A 15,537-nucleotide genomic window follows, 5' to 3' on the forward strand; every position below is an offset into this window, starting at 1 on the left:
ATATTGCCGTACTCAGGATGATGCCAATGCCCCGCTTCAGCCGCACCGCAGCACCTTTATTCCTGCTGGTGAGTGCGCTCGCCGGGTGCGCGAGCTACGCGCCTCGACCGCTGTCACCGCAAGCCAGCGCCGCGCGCTTCGAAGCCCGCTCCCTTACCGGCCTCGGCCTCAAAAACTATGTGCAGGCACATCTGCCTGGCACCTTGCCGGTCGGGCCACCCTCCACCTGGGATTTCGACATGCTGACGCTGGCGGCGCTGTACTACCATCCCGATCTGGGGGTGGCGCGTGCGCAGCAGAATGTGGCTGAAGCGGGGGTTCAGGTTTCCCGGCAACGGCCCAATCCGAGCCTGAATTTCACACCGGCCTATAATGCCGATGCGGTCGCCGGGATGTCGCCCTGGATTTTGGGCTGGATACTGAATTTCCCGATCGAAACTGCCGGACGGCGCGGCTATCGGGAGACACAGGCAGCCTATCAGCGCGATGCCGCACGCTTCCATCTTGCCGAAGTGGCCTGGCAGGTGAGAAGCCATGTGCGCAACCGCATGCTTGACTATGATGCTGCATTTCGCGAAGCAGCCATCCTCAAACAAACGCTGAACCTGCGCGAAAACCTGCTGCATGCCATGCAGCGCCGCCTCGCGGCCGGCGAGGCGGCGCGCGGCGAGGTGGATGCTGCGCAGGCAGCACTGGCCGATACGCACCTGCAATTGAACATGGCGCGTGGCCGCGCCGCTGCAGCCCGGGTGGCACTGGCCGCAGCAGTGGGGGTGCCGGTGGCGGCCCTCAGCACCGTGAATCTTTCTTTCGATGCCCTCAACCGTCCGCTTTCTGCAGCGCAAATCCCTGCACCGGCGGTGCGCCGCGCAGCACTGACCAATCGCGCCGACCTGCTGGCGGCGCTCGCCCAGTATGCGGCGAGCCAGTCCGCGCTGCAGCTCGAAATTGCCCGGCAATACCCCGATCTGCAAATCGGCCCCGGCTACAAGTGGGACCAGGGTGCGAACAAATGGTCGCTGGGGATCAGCCTGACGCTGCCGCTGTTCAACCAGAACCAAGGCCAGATCGCGCAGGCCAAGGCGCAACGCGAGCTGGCCGCGGCCCGGTTCATCGCCCTGCAAGCCCGGGGCATAGCTCAGACTGAGCGCTCGCTTGCAGGCTACCGCGCGGCGCTCGTGGCACTGGACGCCGCACAGTCCCTGGCCGCTACGCAACAGTCACGCGTGCAGTCCGCGCAGCGTCAATTCATGTCGGGCTACACCGATCGCAGCGCGCTGGGCGAAGCGCGGCTGCAAGCCCTGGCCGCAGAAAATACCCGCCTGACCGCATCGATACAGGCACAGCGGGCATTGGGCGCGCTCGAAGACGCAGTCGAACGCCCGCTGGACGGCGCGGCCGGAATAAGCGCCAGCGCCCTGCCTGACCCCCGGCGCGACGCGTCTGCCAACCAAGGATCCCGGCCATGAAGCACAAGCGCAATATCCTCGCGGGCATCATCGCTGCAGCGATGGTTACCGGCGCAGTCATTTGGATACGCAGTACGCCTACCCTCCCCATGACCCCGGCGGGTAATCCGCAAACGGCCACGACGGGCGCAGGTACGGTAGCGATCAGCCCCGAGCAGATGACGGCGAGCGGCATCGAGGCGCAGGTGCTGCCCATAACGCGTTTCCAGCCGCAGACCAGCGCCTACGCCAGCGTACTGGACCCGGGACCGCTGCTGCAGTTGCGCGGGCAATTGCGCTCGGCGCAACTGCAGACCGATGCGGCGCGCGCCCAGGCCGCGGCCTCGGAACGCGAATATCGGCGCCTGGCTCTGCTCAATGGCCAGGATCACACCGTGTCGGACAAAGTGACGGAGACGGCACGCGCCACCTGGCAAGCAGACCGCGCGCATCGGCAATCGGCACGGGCAGCATTGTTGGCTGCCCGTGACACGGCACGCAGCCGCTGGGGCGATGTGCTGACGGGCTGGGCACTCGCCGCACGCTCACCGCAACTGGAGGCGCTCAATTCCGGACAGCAGGCTTTACTGTCGGTGGCGCTGCCGCAGCGCGGGCCGACGGCTTTGCCGCCGCCTACGATCCGCATCGGCCTGCCCGGAACCGGCGGCGGCGAGATCACTGCGCGCCTCGTATCGCCTTCGCCGCTGGCCGACCCGGTCATCCAGAGCCCGACTTATTTCTACCAGGCGCCGCGCGCGGGATTGCGCACTGGCATGCGCATCGAGGCATTTCTGCCCGCCGGCCCATCTCTCGAAGGCGTAACGATCCCGAACTCGGCTGTAGTCTGGTACGCCAACCGGCCGTGGGTCTATGTGCGGAACGACGACACGCATTTCACCCGGCGCGAAATTGCCGTCGATACGCCCGCACCCGGCGGCTGGTTTGTTGCGCGCGGGTGGCACGGCGGCGAGCGCGTTGCGGTAAAGGGCGCAGCCCTGCTGTTCTCGCAGGAATTCCAGCCGAAACCGCAAGCGGGCAGCCCGGGCGGTGGCGGCGATGACGACGGCTAGCAGCCGAGAACGCGCACGTTATGAAACATCCAGGCTGGTTTCAAGATGGACAAGCCTTAATCACGAGGGTCACGGGAACCGGAAGGCAAAATCCAGGGCATCCCCCCGGCTTGATTTTTGCCTTTTGCCTTCATTATTTTCCCCGTGACCCTCGTGGCTCAATAGCCGTTTTAGGCTGAAAGGACATTCCCGCATGCTGACCCCCGTCGTTCGCTTTGCCATCCGTTTTCGCGGCGTCGTCATCGCCCTGGCAATGCTGCTGGCGGGGTATGGCCTGTTCGCCCTCAGCCATGCGCGGCTGGATGTATTTCCGGAATTCGCGCCGCCCCAGGTGCAGGTGCAGACCGAAGCGCCGGGCTTATCTCCCGCCCAGGTGGAAGTGCTTGTCACCCAGCCCCTGGAGAACCGTCTGGCCGGCCTGACCGGCATCAAGACCCTACGCTCCAGGTCGTTTCAGGGCCTGTCCATGATCACCCTGACCTTCGCTCCGGACACCGATATCTACCGGGACAGGCAGGTCGTGGCAGAGCAAATGGGCGGCACTGCCGGCACGCTTCCCCGGGGCGTGAAGGCACCGGCTTTGCTGCCGCTGGCTTCCTCCACCAGCGTGGTGCTGAGCCTCGGTCTGACCTCGAAGTCGCGCTCCCTGATGGAACTGCGCACCCTCGCCGACTGGAGCGTCAAACCACAGCTGCTTGCGGTGGGCGGGGTGGCAGGCATCTCCGTGTTCGGCGGCGAGGTGAAGCAGTTGCAGATCCAGATCGCTCCCGCCAGACTGGTGCGTTACGGCCTGGCTATCCAGGACGTGGTCAACGCAGCAAAGCGGGCAACGGCAGTGCGCGGCGCCGGCCTTATCGAAAACAACAACCAGCGCATCACGCTGGAAACCACCGGGCAGCCCCTCTCCGCCGCGGCGCTGGGTGCGGTGGTACTGCGCAATCAGGGCGGCGCCACGCTGCGCCTGGCGGACGTGGCGAATGTCACGGTGGCACCCGCCCCCGCAGTGGGCGCGGCCTCGATCGAGGGACAGCCGGGGGTGATGCTGGTGGTCGAGGAACAGTACGGCGCGAATACCCTGGCCGTGACCCGGGCGCTGGAACAGCGCCTCGCGCAGCTTAAACCGGCCCTTGCTGCCGAAGGCGTGACCCTGCATCCCGACCTGTTCCGCCCGGCCAACTTCATCGAAACCGCGATCAGCCACCTGCGCACGGCGCTGCTGATCGGCGCCGCGCTGGTGCTGGTCGTGCTGTTCCTGTTCCTGTTCAACGTGCGCGCCGCGGTCATTTCGGCCAGCGCGATCCCGCTTTCGCTGCTGACTGCGGTGATCGTGCTCAATCACTTCGGCATCGGCCTCAATACCATGACGCTGGGCGGACTCGCCATCGCCATCGGCGAGGTGGTGGACGACGCCATTGTCGATGTGGAGAACATTTTCCGGCGCCTGCGCGAAAACCGGCTGCTGGCCGCTCCGCTGGGTGCAGCGCAGGTGGTGTTGAATGCCTCGCTCGAGGTGCGCGGCGCGGTGATCTACGCCACCTTCATCGTGGCGCTGGTGTTCGTGCCGGTATTGACGCTGTCCGGCGTCGCCGGCAGCTTGTTCGGCCCGCTGGCGCTCGCCTATATCGCGGCCATCATGGCCTCGCTGGTGGTGGCGCTGACGCTTACCCCGGCGCTTGCCTGCGCGTTGCTGGCGCGGCGTGCAGCCGAGGCAGATGAACCGCCCCTGGGTAAATGGCTCAAGGCGCGCTACACCCGTCTGCTTGCCGATATCGATCGGCGCGCGGGCGCAGCAATTCTGGTCGTGGTGTTGCTGTGCGGTACGGCATTGGCCGTGCTGCCATTCATGCAAGGCAGCTTTCTGCCGACGCTGCGCGAGGGGCATTTCATCGTCCACATGAAAATGGCGCCCGGCACTTCGCTGCCCCAGTCACTCGCGCTGGGGCAGCGCGTTAGCGGGGCGCTCAGCCGAATTCCGGGGATACGTTCGGTGGCCCAGCGCGCGGGGCGGGCAACCCAGGTGTCGGATCCGGCGGGGGCATTTTCGAGCGAGTTCGAGGTGGACCTGGCCCCGCTCTCGGGCGCCGGACAACAGCGCGTGTTGAACGCTATCCGCAGCGCCGTTGTGCACTTCGTGGGAGCGAGCTTCTCGGTCAATACCTTCCTCACCGAGCGCATCCATGAAACAATTTCGGGTTATACCGCACCGCTGGTGGTGAATGTCTATGGCAACGACCTCGACGTCCTTGACCGCAAGGCCGAGGAAATCGCCGCTGCGATACGTGGCGTTGCAGGCGCCGGCGCAGTGCAGGTGCAGGCACCGACAGGCAGCCCGCAACTGGTCATCCACCTGCACGATGGTGCCCTGTCGCGGCTCGGCATCGCCCCGGTAGACGCCCTGAGCACGGTCGAAACTGCCTACGCCGGCAGGCTGGTAGGCGAGGTGTACGAGGGTAACCGCGTATTCGATGTGGCGGTGGTGCTGGCGCCACGCCTGCGGCAAAGCCCGGCACAGGTGGGAGAGCTGCCCTTGAAAACGCCGGACGGTCGCATGGTGCAACTCCGCGACGTGGCGGACATCACCCAGACCGACGGGCGCTATCTGATCCTGCACGACGACGCGCAACGCCTGCAGGTAGTGACTGCGGAGGTCAAGGGGCGCGCGCTGTCGAGTTTCGTCAACGCGGTGAAAAAACGCATCGCTGCCCAGGTCACCCTGCCGCGCGGCACTTACCTGGTGTTTGCCGGCGATGCGCCTGAGCAGGCCCGCGCGCAACAGGATCTGCTGCTGCATTCGGCACTGGCCGCGGCGGGCGTGGCACTGCTGTTGTACATGGCGCTGGGCGGGGTGCGCTCGGCCATCCTGGTGTTTGCCAACCTGCCCTTCGCGCTGGCCGGCGGTGTGGCGATGGTACTCGTCACCGGCGGGGTGCTGTCCATCGGCTCGCTGGTGGGCTTCGTCACGCTGTTCGGCATTACCCTGCGCAATGCCATCATGCTGATCTCCCACTACCGCCATCTGGTCGAGGTGGAAGGCGTGCCATGGGACAAGGCAGCGGCGATCCGCGGCGCTGCGGAGCGTCTGTCGCCGATCCTGATGACAGCGCTGGTCACCGCCCTGGGACTGCTGCCGCTGGCGCTGACCAGCGGCGCGCCCGGCAACGAGATCGAAGGCCCGATGGCCGCCGTCATCCTGGGCGGGCTGATCACCTCCACGCTGCTCAACCTGCTTGTCCTGCCGACCCTCGCGCTGCGCTATGGGCGCTTCGGGCGTCCCGCTCAGCGGGATGCGCCGGAAGCCGCTTCGGCCTCATCGTCGCCGTAAGCCGCCCCATCCACCTTGCCGCTGAACACCAGATACTGATAGCCGTTGTAGAACAGCATGATCGGTATCAGCGGCAGGATGCCGACCAGCATGAACAGCTGCGTACCGGAGGAAGCGGCGCCGGCGCTCCAGGTCAATGCGGGGATGATGGCGTAGGGATACAGGCTCGCGACCAGGCCGATGAACGACGCCACAAACAGCAGCAGCGTGCCAAAAAACGGCCAGTATTCATACCGCTTGAGATAGGCCCACATGGTCAGCAGCGCTGCGAAAATGGCTACCCCTCCTGCCAGCGCATAAGGCAGCGCCGCGCTTCCGGTCCAGCGGCTGGCAATATGGGCGTTGTGCAACGGCGTCAACGCCAGCACCAGCACACCCGTCGCCAGCGTTCCCAGCAACAGCAAAAAACCGCGCCGGTAGGCGCGATCCTGCATCTCGCCGGTGGATTTGAGAATCAGCCAGCCGGTCCCCATCAGCGCATAACCCAGCACCACGCCCAACGCGGTCAGCAGACTGAATGGGGTAAACCAGTGCCAGCCGCTGCCCACATAGTTACCCGCCAACGTCGGCCAGCCCTGAATCAGCGCTCCCAGTATCATCCCCTGGCTGCTTGCCGCACCCAGGCTGCCCAGGCCAAAGGTCAGGTTCCACAGCCACTTGCGCCCGCTGGCATGGCTAAATTCGAACGCCACGCCGCGCATGATCAGCGCAAACAGCATCACCGTGACCGGGATATACAGGCCCTGCATCAATGCTGCGTATACCGGCGGAAACGCCCCGAACAGCACCCCGCCCAACAGCACCAGCCAGGTTTCATTGGCATCCCACACGCTGGAGAGACTCGCCATCATCAGGCCGCGGCGGTCTTCATCGCATGCCACCAGCGACAGGATGCCCACCCCCAGATCAAATCCGTCCAGAACCACATACAGCAACAGCGACAGCCCGGCTACGCCAATCCAGAATGCCACCAGGAAACTTTGCACGTCCATACAGCGTTCGTCCTTGAATGATTACACCGCAGGAAAACCCTTCGATCAGATGCGCCGATCCCGCCAGGCGACCGCCCGCAGCGGCGGTTCCAGCGTCAGCTCCGGGCCCTTACGCAACCAGCGTCTGGCAAAGATAAAGAATGCAATCGCCAGCACGATATAGATCAATGTGTATCCGGCCATGCTGAACACGACGCTGGATGCGGGTAGCTGCGACGCCCCCTCGCTGGTGCGCAGCACGCCGTAGATCAGCCATGGCTGACGCCCGACCTCGCGCACGATCCAGCCCATTTCCACCGCAACATAGCCCAGCGGCACCGCCCACAGCCAGCCTTTGAGCAGCCACGGGCGTGACTGCCAGGCCGCCTCCTGCCAGCCACCGCGCCATGCGTGCCACAGGCTCACCGCCATCAGCGCAAAGAAATACAGGCCGATCGCCACCATCAGGCGGAAGCTGTAAAACAACAGCGGCAGTGCGGGCGGCCGATCCTGCGGGGTAATGTCGAGCAGACCTTTCACCTGGCCGTCCCAGGTGCTGGTTGCCAACAGGCTCAACACATTGGGGATTTCAATCGCCCAGTCATTGGCGCCTTTTTCTGCGTCGGGCCAGGCGGCAACCGCCCACGACGCGCCCCGGCCAACCGGATTGGTGTGCCAGTGGCCTTCAATCGCCGCGCCCTTGGCTGGCTGGTAATTAAATACGGACTTTCCGGAACCATCGCCCAGATAAATTTGCAAGGGGGCAATCAGCACTGCCGCCAGCAGCGCCATCTTGAAGCTTTTCATGAAAAACGCCGGATTGCGGTTTTTCAGGACATACCAGGCGGACACGCCACCCACCACGAAGCAGCTGGTTTCCAGCGCGGCCACCCACATGTGGCTCACGCCCCAAACCATATCCGGATTGAACATGGCAGCCCAGAAATCGGTAACCACAAAGCGTCCGTTCACCACCGATCCGCCCGCCGGGGTCTGCATCCAGGAATTCGCCATGACTATCCACAGCGCCGACAAGCTGGCGCCCACCGCCACCATCAGCGTGGCAAAGAAATGCACGGCACGCGGCACGCGTTTCCAGCCCAGCAGCATGATGCCGAGGAAACCCGCCTCCAGCATGAATGCCATGGCACCTTCAAAACCCAGCGCCGCGCCGAAAAAATCTCCGGCAAAGCGTGAAAACCCCGCCCAGTTGGTGCCGAATTCAAATTCCAGCGGCAGGCCGGTTACTACCCCCACGCTGAAATTGAGAACAAACAGTTTTGCCCAGAAACGCGCATGCCGATAGTAGTCAACATCGCCGGTTTTGAGCCAGAGCGCTTCTATCACCACCAGAAAAAACGACAGCCCGATGGTGAGAACCGGCCACAGAATATGAAACAGGGCGGTCAAAGCAAACTGGGCACGAGACAAGTCGGTAACGAGCGTGGCTGACATGAGGGGATTGACTGGCAAATCAGAATGTTCTTTATAGTCAGCCACAGACCCAATTGCAAACCCTGATTTCCATCCACAAGCCGGCCACACATTGGCCCCCACCCCGCGGACCGCGCCCGGCCGTGGGGCATATTCCCCGCTGATCAGCTCATCCGTTCCAGAGTTGCTGCACACAGAAAGGAACGCAATCTTGGAAACCATGCAAGCAAACCAGTGCGCCGCCGTCGCCACTTTCGACACCCGTCAACAAGCGGAGCAAGGGGTGAAGGAGCTACAGAAATCCGGCTTCGGCATGAACAATCTGCCCATCGTCGGCATGCTTGCCGGCGGCCTGCAAGGTGCCGGTGGGCGCTGCCAGCCCCTGGCCGCCTTTAAGGCATACGCATCACGCGCAATCCTGTCGCTACTTATGGGCGGGGCGATACGGACGCGGAATCAGCCATTTCATTGCGCATCAATCAATTACGATGGAATTATGAGCGCCGTATCATTAAAAAATGTCCGGACGCAGGCATCGGCCATTAACCGTTTTGCATTAACGGCACCCCACGCCTTACGGACTGGTATCGGCAGGGTCGAAATGTGGTGTGGCAGCACGGGGTATCCGGGATTTTGTGCAACGAATAGTTCATTTTTCTACTGTTGAGTTTTCATACTGATCCCATGGCACTTCAGAGACCTGGTACTCGCCTTGTGCCTTAGCCAGGGCATACGCATCTGAAAAATATGAATCATCATCCGCTAAATTATTTCCATCAGGTGTTGCAATTATTTCCGGGGAAGGTTTAATTGGAAACCGCCAGTAAATTTTTTCAATTACTATGCCTGTGGTTTTGAAAATATGGGATATCAGGTTATTTTCTAAAATGATGGAGTAACGGAACCGCTTTAATGGCTCAGATTCTATTAGGGTAACGAAGTGATTGTTAGCGTCCAGCTTAAAACAAGTCACCCGTGTCTCTGCTCCGCTATTATTGAAGTACCCTGTTATGAAATCCGTTATCGCATCCATCGCCTTATTAAGCTGTCTTTTCCTGTGAAAGAGATACAGCACATATGAAAGCAGGATAAGGATATCAGCCGCAACAATGTATAAAGCCAGGGAGTCCAAACTAATCGTCAATGTAAACATGAAGCTTCCTCATGACTGTCAACTTAACTTTTTACAGTTTGTCGAAACAATGCAACGCTTACGTCCTAATTCATTCCCTTTCAAAGCATACTATCATCAAAGCCTGTCCAGCTCCCGGCGTGGCAGGCTGTCAGTTAACTGCCACATCCAGGCACCCCGGGCCAGGGACTGATCCCGCTTCGTTGACCATCCGCCATGCCACCGATTCCCCTGCCCTGAGCGGCACCAGCATTGTCTCACCCATGGGTAGTGCATCAGGCACGGCCCAGGCTTCGCGCTTCAGAGTGATGCGCTCGCTGTTGCGCGGCAAGCCGTAGAAATCCGCGCCAAAATGGCTGGCGAAGGCTTCCAGCTTGTCCAGCGCGCGCGCCGTTTCAAACGCTTCGGCGTAGAGTTCGATGGCGGCATGGGCGGTATAGATACCGGCGCAGCCGCAGGCGGTTTCTTTGGCGCCAACCGGGTGTGGTGCGCTGTCGGTGCCGAGAAAGAATCTTGCGTTGCCGCTGGTGGCGGCGTCAATCAATGCCTGGCGATGCGCTTCGCGCTTCAGCACGGGCAGGCAGAAATAATGCGGGCGCATACCGCCCTGGAACAGGGCGTTGCGGTTGTACAGCAGATGATGCGCCGTGATGGTCGCGGCAATATTGGCTGGCGCGGCCTGCACAAAATCGACGCCCTGTTGGGTGGTGAGGTGTTCGAGCACGATCTTCAGCGCGGGGAATTTTTTGTGCAGCGGGATCAGATGGCGCTCGATGAACACGGCCTCGCGGTCGAACACGTCCACTGCCGGGTCGGTAACCTCGCCATGCAGCAATAGCGGCACACCGTGTTGCTCCATCTCGGCGAATACCGCGCCGCAGTTGGCCAGATCGGTCACGCCCAGATCCGAGTTGGTGGTCGCCCCCGCCGGATAGTATTTCACCGCGTGCACAAAGCCGCTGGCCTGGGCGCGGGCAATCTCGCCAGGATCGGTGTTGTCGGTGAGGTAGAGTGTCATCAGCGGCTGGAAATTCGAACCGGCAGGCAAGGCCGCCAGGATGCGCTCACGGTAGGCGCGCGCATCTTCCACGCTGCGCACCGGCGGCTTGAGGTTGGGCATGACAATGGCACGGGCAAAGCGCCGTGCGGTGTCGGGCAACACCGATTGCATGGCGGCACCATCGCGCAGGTGCAGGTGCCAGTCGTCAGGCCGGGCAAGTGTAATTGTGTCCATGGGTGTATTCATTCCTGTCGAAGGCGCATTAGCCGGGCACGGAGTACGCAGAGAAAAGCATCGCTCTGCGGCCTGGGTTTCAGGTTTTTCATTGGTGGCCTGCCGAGGCATCACGCATCTGCAAAGCCAGTTCGTAAGCTGCATTTTTCTTCAGGCCGGTGAGTTTGGCGGCGAGTTGCGCCGCCTGTTTCACCGGCAGTTCTTCCAGCAGCACGGCCAGCGCGTCGCGCAGGCGTACTGCGTCCTCATCCGCATCGGCGGCGGGCGCGCCTTCTACAATCAGCACGAATTCGCCTTTTTGCCGGTTGGGGTCGGCTTCCAGCCAGTCCTGTGCCTCGCCCAGCGGCAGGCTGTGGATGGATTCGAACAGCTTGGTCAGCTCGCGCGCCAGGGTCACCCGCCGCGTGCCGCCCAGGGTTTCAGCCAGATCCGTCACACAGTCGAGGATGCGATGCGGGGCTTCGTAGAACACCAGCACATAGGGCAGGCTGGCGAGCGCAGCCAGGGCATGGCGCCGCGCCGAGGATCTGGCGGGAAGAAATCCATAAAACAGCCAGTGCGGCGCATCCACCCCGGCCGCCGATAGCGCGCACACCACCGCGCTCGCGCCCGGCACCGGCACCACCGTAATCCCCGCTGCGTGCGCCGCCGCCACCAGCCAGGTGCCGGGGTCACTAATGGCCGGGGTGCCCGCATCCGTCACCAGCGCCACATTCTTCCCGGCCCGCATGTCCGCCACCAGGCGCGCGCCGACCTGCTGCTCGTTATGCTCGTGCAGCGCGACAAAACGCGCCTGGATGCCCAGCCGGGTGAGCAGCTGACCGCTGTGGCGGGTATCTTCCGCAGCGACCAGGTCAGTCGACCGCAACACCTCCAGCGCGCGCTGGGTGATGTCGCCCAGATTTCCGATGGGCGTTGCCACCACATATAATGTCCCGCATGTATGCATGTTTACCGCCGCCGCGAACCAATCCCGCTATTGTCGCTGGCACGGCCAGCCGGAGCAAATCCTGATGCGCGCCAGCGGCCCGCAGGCCGAACAGGCTGCCGCGCTGTATCTGGCCCGGCACGGGCTGCAACTGGTGGAAAAAAACTATCGCTGCCGTTTTGGCGAAATCGATTTGATCATGCGTGCCGGCGCCACGCTGGTATTCGTGGAAGTGCGCAGCCGCCGCTCGCGCGCGTTTGGCGGCGCGGCCGCCAGCATTGATATGCGCAAGCAGCACAAACTCATTGCTGCCGCGCAGCACTATCTGGGCCAGCTTGGAAAACCCCCGCCGTGCCGGTTTGACGCGCTGTTGTTTGACGGCGACGAGATCGAATGGATACCAAACGCCTTCGGTGCATAGCGCATGGCGTGTGTCATAATTTAGCCTATGGACTTAATCGCACGCATATCTGAACACTTCGGCGACAGCGCCCGCCTCAAAATGGACGCCATGGATGCGCTCGCCGTGCCCATCGCACTGGCAGCAGAACACATGAGCGAGTGCCTGTTGGCGGACGGCAAAATCCTGTCCTGCGGCAACGGCGGCTCGGCGGCGGACGCGCAGCATTTTTCCTCGGAGCTGATCAACCGCTTCGAAATGGAGCGCCCCGGTCTGGCCGCGATTGCGTTGTCCACCGACAGCTCGACTCTGACCTCGATTGCCAACGACTACGATTTCAGCCAGATTTTCTCCAAACAGGTCACCGCACTGGGTCACGCGGGCGACGTACTGCTGGCGATTTCCACCAGCGGCAATTCGCGCAATGTGATCGAGGCCATTCGTGCCGCTCACGCCCGCGACATGCGCGTGGTGGCGCTCACTGGCAACGGCGGCGGGCAGATAGACGAACTTCTGCGTGACGATGACGTCCACATCTGCGTACCTGCGACTTCCACGGCACGGATTCAGGAAGTCCACCTGCTCACCATCCACTGCCTGTGCGATGGGATCGATTGTCTCATTTTAGGAGTCGAATAATGCGCACCATATTGACTGTCGCCGCACTGGGTTTGGCACTATTGCAATTGCAGGGTTGCGTACCGCTGGTCGCAACCGGTATCGGCGCAGGCGCACTGATGGCGGCGGACCGCCGCAGCTCGGGCACCTACATCGAAGATCAGGAAATCGAACTGCGCGCCGGCAGCCGCATCGGTGAAGCCTATCCGAAAGATACGCATGTCAATGTCACCAGCTTTAATCGCGACGTGCTGCTCACCGGCGAAGTGCCGACGCCGGAAGCCAGACAAAAAATCGCCGACATCGCCCAGGGCGTGGGCAATGTGCGCAAGGTATACAATGAAACCGTGGTGGGGCCGGTGTCCCTGCTCTCCTCGCGCAGCAACGACGCTTACATCACCACCAAGGTCAAAGCGCGCTTTCTCGACGCCAAGCGCTTCCAGGTCAACTACGTCAAAGTGGTCACTGAAAACGGCGTGGTCTATCTGATGGGCCTGGTCACCTCACAAGAGGCTGAGGACGCCGCGCAGCTCGCCAGCACCACCAGCGGCGTGCGCAAAGTGGTCAAGATTTTCCAGATTGTTCAGTAAGGACTCGTTCATGAATAACCTGGACTTACGTTGCCGTGTATTCGGGATGGATGCAAGGCGCGAAGCGCGGCGAATGGTTATTCCATTCGCAAGCTTTGCAACGCCGCAGACGCCCGAATACACGGCAACCCTTCAGGCTGGGGTCGCTTTGGGCGCATCCCGGCGTTGCGAGCCGCTTGTTGTGAATGACACAACCGCGCGTCTCGCGCCTTGGGCTGCGCCCAAAGCGACCCCAGCGTAAGTCCAGGTTATTCATGAACGAGCCCTAACCGTTGAAATCCGTTTACCCGCTGCCTGATTTCGAGGCCAGGATTGCCACACCGCAAACGCTGCCCGCCCTGCTCGCGCGTCTGCCGCGCCCGCTGGTGTTCACCAACGGCTGCTTCGATATCCTGCACCGCGGACATGTCACCTACCTGGCGCAAGCCCGCGCGCTCGGCGCGGCGCTGATCGTCGGGGTCAATTCGGATGATTCGGTGCGGCGCCAGAACAAGGGCGCGGATCGTCCCATCAATCCCCTTGCCGACCGCATGGCCGTGCTCGCCGCGCTGGCCAGCGTGAACGCCGTGGCAAGCTTTGACACCGACACGCCGCTCGACCTCATCCTCGCGATTCGCCCCGATGTGCTGGTCAAAGGCGGCGACTGGCCGGTGCAGGCCATCGTTGGCGGCCGCGCAGTGCTGGGCTGGGGCGGACAGGTGCATTCCATTCCGTTTTTGCATTCCACCTCGACCACGGCGACACTCAGCCGCATCCGGGAGACCTCTTGAAATACCGCGACCTGCGCGACTTCATCGCACAACTGGAAAAAATCGGCGAATTGAAGCGCATCAGCGCCGCAGTGAGCCCCAGGCTCGAGATCACCGAAATCTGTGATCGGGTGTTGAAAGCGGGCGGCCCGGCGATCCTGTTCGAGAATCCACAGGGTCACAGCATGCCGGTGCTGGCCAACCTGTTCGGCACGCCGCGCCGGGTGGCGCTGGGCATGGGCGAGGACTCGGTCGAAGCGCTGCGCGAAGTGGGAAAACTGCTGGCCTTGCTGAAAGAACCCGAACCGCCCAAAGGCCTGAAAGACGCCTGGGACAAGCTGCCGGTATTCAAGCAGGTGCTCAACATGGCGCCCAGGGAAGTGGGCAGCGCACCGTGCCAGGACATCGTCTGGGAGGGCCGCGACGTGGACCTGTCGCGCCTGCCCGTCCAGACCTGCTGGCCGGGCGACGCCGGGCCGCTCATCACCTGGGGACTGACCGTCACCCGCGGCCCGCACAAAAAACGCCAGAACCTGGGCATCTACCGCCAGCAGGTCATCGCGCCCAACAAGGTCATCATGCGCTGGCTGGCGCATCGCGGCGGCGCGCTGGATTTCCGCGAATTCCAGCTGGCGAATCCGGGCCAGCCGTTTCCTGTCGCCGTCGCGCTCGGCGCCGACCCGGCCACCATCCTCGGCGCCGTCACGCCGGTGCCGGATTCGCTGTCCGAGTACCAGTTCGCCGGGCTGCTCAGGGGGGCGAAGACCGAAGTGGTGAAATGTCTCGGCAGCGATTTGCAGGTGCCTGCCAGCGCCGAGATCGTGCTGGAAGGCGTCATCCATCCCGGCGAAATGGCGCAGGAAGGCCCGTTCGGCGACCACACCGGCTACTACAACGAGGTGGACAGCTTCCCGGTGTTCACCATCGAACGCATCACCCTGCGCAACAACCCGATCTACCACAGCACCTACACCGGCAAGCCGCCCGACGAACCCGCCGTGCTGGGCGTGGCGCTCAACGAAGTGTTCGTGCCGCTGCTGCAAAAGCAGTTCACCGAAATCGTCGATTTCTACCTGCCGCCGGAAGGCTGCTCATACCGCCTGGCCGTGGTCAGCATCAGGAAAAGCTACCCCGGCCACGCCAAGCGCGTGATGTTCGGCGTGTGGAGTTTCCTGCGCCAGTTCATGTACACCAAGTTCATCGTGGTAGTGGATGACGATATCAATATCCGCGACTGGAAAGAAGTGATCTGGGCGATCACCACGCGCATGGATCCGGTGCGCGATACGCTGCTGGTGGAAAACACCCCGATTGACTACCTCGATTTCGCCAGCCCGGTATCCGGCCTGGGCGGCAAGATGGGCATGGACGCCACCAACAAATGGCCGGGCGAAACCGCCCGCGAATGGGGCACGCCGATCATTATGGATGCCGACGTGAAACAGCGCGTGGATGCGATATGGGACGAACTCGGCCTGGGCAGGGCCTGAGCACGAGAGCATTTCACCATCAAGGCGCGAATATCGAACCGGCGCATATCTGACATAACACCTAAATATACGCAACAACTGCGCTATGCTTATCCTATCCCGTCGTTAAGTTGACGGGCTGCAACGCTGCATAACAATTCCTGATAAAGGA

The 15,537-nt window shown here is 62.5% G+C and carries 14 protein-coding genes; 9 read left to right on the plus strand and 5 right to left on the minus strand.

Annotation, left to right across the window (positions count from 1 at the left end; all coding sequences use genetic code 11):
- Positions 1 to 26 precede the first annotated feature (26 nt).
- The 3 genes from GZH91_RS16225 to GZH91_RS16235 all read left to right on the plus strand — a co-directional run bounded on the left by GZH91_RS16225 (position 27) and on the right by GZH91_RS16235 (position 5,840).
- Positions 27 to 1,469 carry a TolC family protein gene (locus GZH91_RS16225; protein ID WP_161984306.1) on the plus strand — a complete coding sequence of 481 codons (1,443 nt, stop codon included), beginning with the start codon at positions 27 to 29 and terminating at the stop codon, positions 1,467 to 1,469.
- Positions 1,466 to 2,518, plus strand: coding sequence for an efflux RND transporter periplasmic adaptor subunit (locus GZH91_RS16230; RefSeq protein ID WP_147070848.1), 1,053 nt, complete (start codon positions 1,466 to 1,468; stop codon positions 2,516 to 2,518). Before GZH91_RS16225 ends, GZH91_RS16230 begins: the two co-directional genes overlap by 4 nt.
- A 193-nt stretch (positions 2,519 to 2,711) precedes the next feature.
- Complete coding sequence (locus GZH91_RS16235) at positions 2,712 to 5,840, plus strand: efflux RND transporter permease subunit (protein ID WP_147070849.1); 3,129 nt, start codon at positions 2,712 to 2,714, stop codon at positions 5,838 to 5,840.
- Here the strand turns inward: GZH91_RS16235 and GZH91_RS16240 are convergent.
- Both GZH91_RS16240 and GZH91_RS16245 read right to left on the minus strand, forming a co-directional pair.
- A complete protein-coding gene (locus GZH91_RS16240) occupies positions 5,795 to 6,832 on the minus strand; it encodes a cytochrome d ubiquinol oxidase subunit II (protein WP_147070851.1) in 1,038 nt (345 codons plus the stop codon). The two genes, GZH91_RS16235 and GZH91_RS16240, sit on opposite strands and share 46 nt — an antisense overlap.
- Positions 6,833 to 6,877: 45 nt before the next feature.
- Positions 6,878 to 8,266, minus strand: a complete 1,389-nt coding sequence (locus GZH91_RS16245; protein ID WP_147070853.1) for a cytochrome ubiquinol oxidase subunit I — start codon at positions 8,264 to 8,266, stop codon at positions 6,878 to 6,880.
- A gap of 190 nt (positions 8,267 to 8,456) precedes the next feature.
- On the opposite strand from GZH91_RS16245, the gene GZH91_RS16250 reads away from it, so the two are divergent.
- Complete coding sequence (locus tag GZH91_RS16250; RefSeq protein WP_147070855.1) at positions 8,457 to 8,912, plus strand: hypothetical protein; 456 nt, start codon at positions 8,457 to 8,459, stop codon at positions 8,910 to 8,912.
- Here the strand turns inward: GZH91_RS16250 and GZH91_RS16255 are convergent.
- The 3 genes from GZH91_RS16255 to rsmI all read right to left on the minus strand — a co-directional run bounded on the left by GZH91_RS16255 (position 8,895) and on the right by rsmI (position 11,533).
- On the minus strand, positions 8,895 to 9,398 hold the full coding sequence (locus GZH91_RS16255; RefSeq protein WP_147070857.1) for a hypothetical protein: 504 nt from the start codon (positions 9,396 to 9,398) through the stop codon (positions 8,895 to 8,897). The genes GZH91_RS16250 and GZH91_RS16255 overlap by 18 nt on opposite strands.
- 130 nt (positions 9,399 to 9,528) lie before the next feature.
- Entirely contained in the window at positions 9,529 to 10,611 is a 1,083-nt protein-coding gene (gene pyrC, locus GZH91_RS16260) for a dihydroorotase (RefSeq protein ID WP_147070859.1), read from the minus strand.
- A gap of 88 nt (positions 10,612 to 10,699) precedes the next feature.
- On the minus strand, positions 10,700 to 11,533 hold the full coding sequence (gene rsmI, locus GZH91_RS16265) for a 16S rRNA (cytidine(1402)-2'-O)-methyltransferase (protein WP_307723871.1): 834 nt from the start codon (positions 11,531 to 11,533) through the stop codon (positions 10,700 to 10,702).
- A gap of 91 nt (positions 11,534 to 11,624) precedes the next feature.
- Between rsmI and GZH91_RS16270 the strand changes: the two genes are divergently transcribed.
- From GZH91_RS16270 to ubiD, 5 genes are all read left to right on the plus strand, one after another.
- Positions 11,625 to 11,960, plus strand: coding sequence for a YraN family protein (locus GZH91_RS16270; protein ID WP_147071038.1), 336 nt, complete (start codon positions 11,625 to 11,627; stop codon positions 11,958 to 11,960).
- A 27-nt stretch (positions 11,961 to 11,987) separates the two neighbouring features.
- Positions 11,988 to 12,578: a phosphoheptose isomerase gene (locus GZH91_RS16275; RefSeq protein WP_147070862.1), complete on the plus strand. Its 591-nt coding sequence runs from the start codon at positions 11,988 to 11,990 to the stop codon at positions 12,576 to 12,578.
- Positions 12,578 to 13,147: a BON domain-containing protein gene (locus GZH91_RS16280; protein ID WP_147070865.1), complete on the plus strand. Its 570-nt coding sequence runs from the start codon at positions 12,578 to 12,580 to the stop codon at positions 13,145 to 13,147. The genes GZH91_RS16275 and GZH91_RS16280 overlap by 1 nt, the downstream gene beginning before the upstream one ends.
- 272 nt (positions 13,148 to 13,419) lie before the next feature.
- Positions 13,420 to 13,917, plus strand: coding sequence for a D-glycero-beta-D-manno-heptose 1-phosphate adenylyltransferase (gene rfaE2 / locus GZH91_RS16285; RefSeq protein ID WP_147070867.1), 498 nt, complete (start codon positions 13,420 to 13,422; stop codon positions 13,915 to 13,917).
- A complete protein-coding gene (gene ubiD / locus GZH91_RS16290; protein WP_147070868.1) occupies positions 13,914 to 15,386 on the plus strand; it encodes a 4-hydroxy-3-polyprenylbenzoate decarboxylase in 1,473 nt (490 codons plus the stop codon). The genes rfaE2 and ubiD overlap by 4 nt, the downstream gene beginning before the upstream one ends.
- The last annotated feature ends 151 nt before the right edge of the window (positions 15,387 to 15,537 follow it).

The organism is Sulfuriferula plumbiphila (genome assembly GCF_009938015.1).
Classification (GTDB): Bacteria; Pseudomonadota; Gammaproteobacteria; order Burkholderiales; family Sulfuriferulaceae; genus Sulfuriferula; species Sulfuriferula plumbiphila.

Excerpts from the sequence above, each read along its gene's own strand:
- GZH91_RS16225 (WP_161984306.1), top strand. The coding sequence starts at position 27 with ATGCCCCGCTTCAGCCGCACCGCAGCACCTTTATTCCTGCTGGTGAGT.
- GZH91_RS16230 (WP_147070848.1), top strand. The coding sequence starts at position 1,466 with ATGAAGCACAAGCGCAATATCCTCGCGGGCATCATCGCTGCAGCGATG.
- GZH91_RS16235 (WP_147070849.1), top strand. The coding sequence starts at position 2,712 with ATGCTGACCCCCGTCGTTCGCTTTGCCATCCGTTTTCGCGGCGTCGTC.
- GZH91_RS16240 (WP_147070851.1), bottom strand. The coding sequence starts at position 6,832 with ATGGACGTGCAAAGTTTCCTGGTGGCATTCTGGATTGGCGTAGCCGGG.
- GZH91_RS16245 (WP_147070853.1), bottom strand. The coding sequence starts at position 8,266 with ATGTCAGCCACGCTCGTTACCGACTTGTCTCGTGCCCAGTTTGCTTTG.
- GZH91_RS16255 (WP_147070857.1), bottom strand. The coding sequence starts at position 9,398 with ATGTTTACATTGACGATTAGTTTGGACTCCCTGGCTTTATACATTGTT.
- pyrC (WP_147070859.1), bottom strand. The coding sequence starts at position 10,611 with ATGGACACAATTACACTTGCCCGGCCTGACGACTGGCACCTGCACCTG.
- GZH91_RS16270 (WP_147071038.1), top strand. The coding sequence starts at position 11,625 with ATGCGCGCCAGCGGCCCGCAGGCCGAACAGGCTGCCGCGCTGTATCTG.
- GZH91_RS16275 (WP_147070862.1), top strand. The coding sequence starts at position 11,988 with ATGGACTTAATCGCACGCATATCTGAACACTTCGGCGACAGCGCCCGC.
- GZH91_RS16280 (WP_147070865.1), top strand. The coding sequence starts at position 12,578 with ATGCGCACCATATTGACTGTCGCCGCACTGGGTTTGGCACTATTGCAA.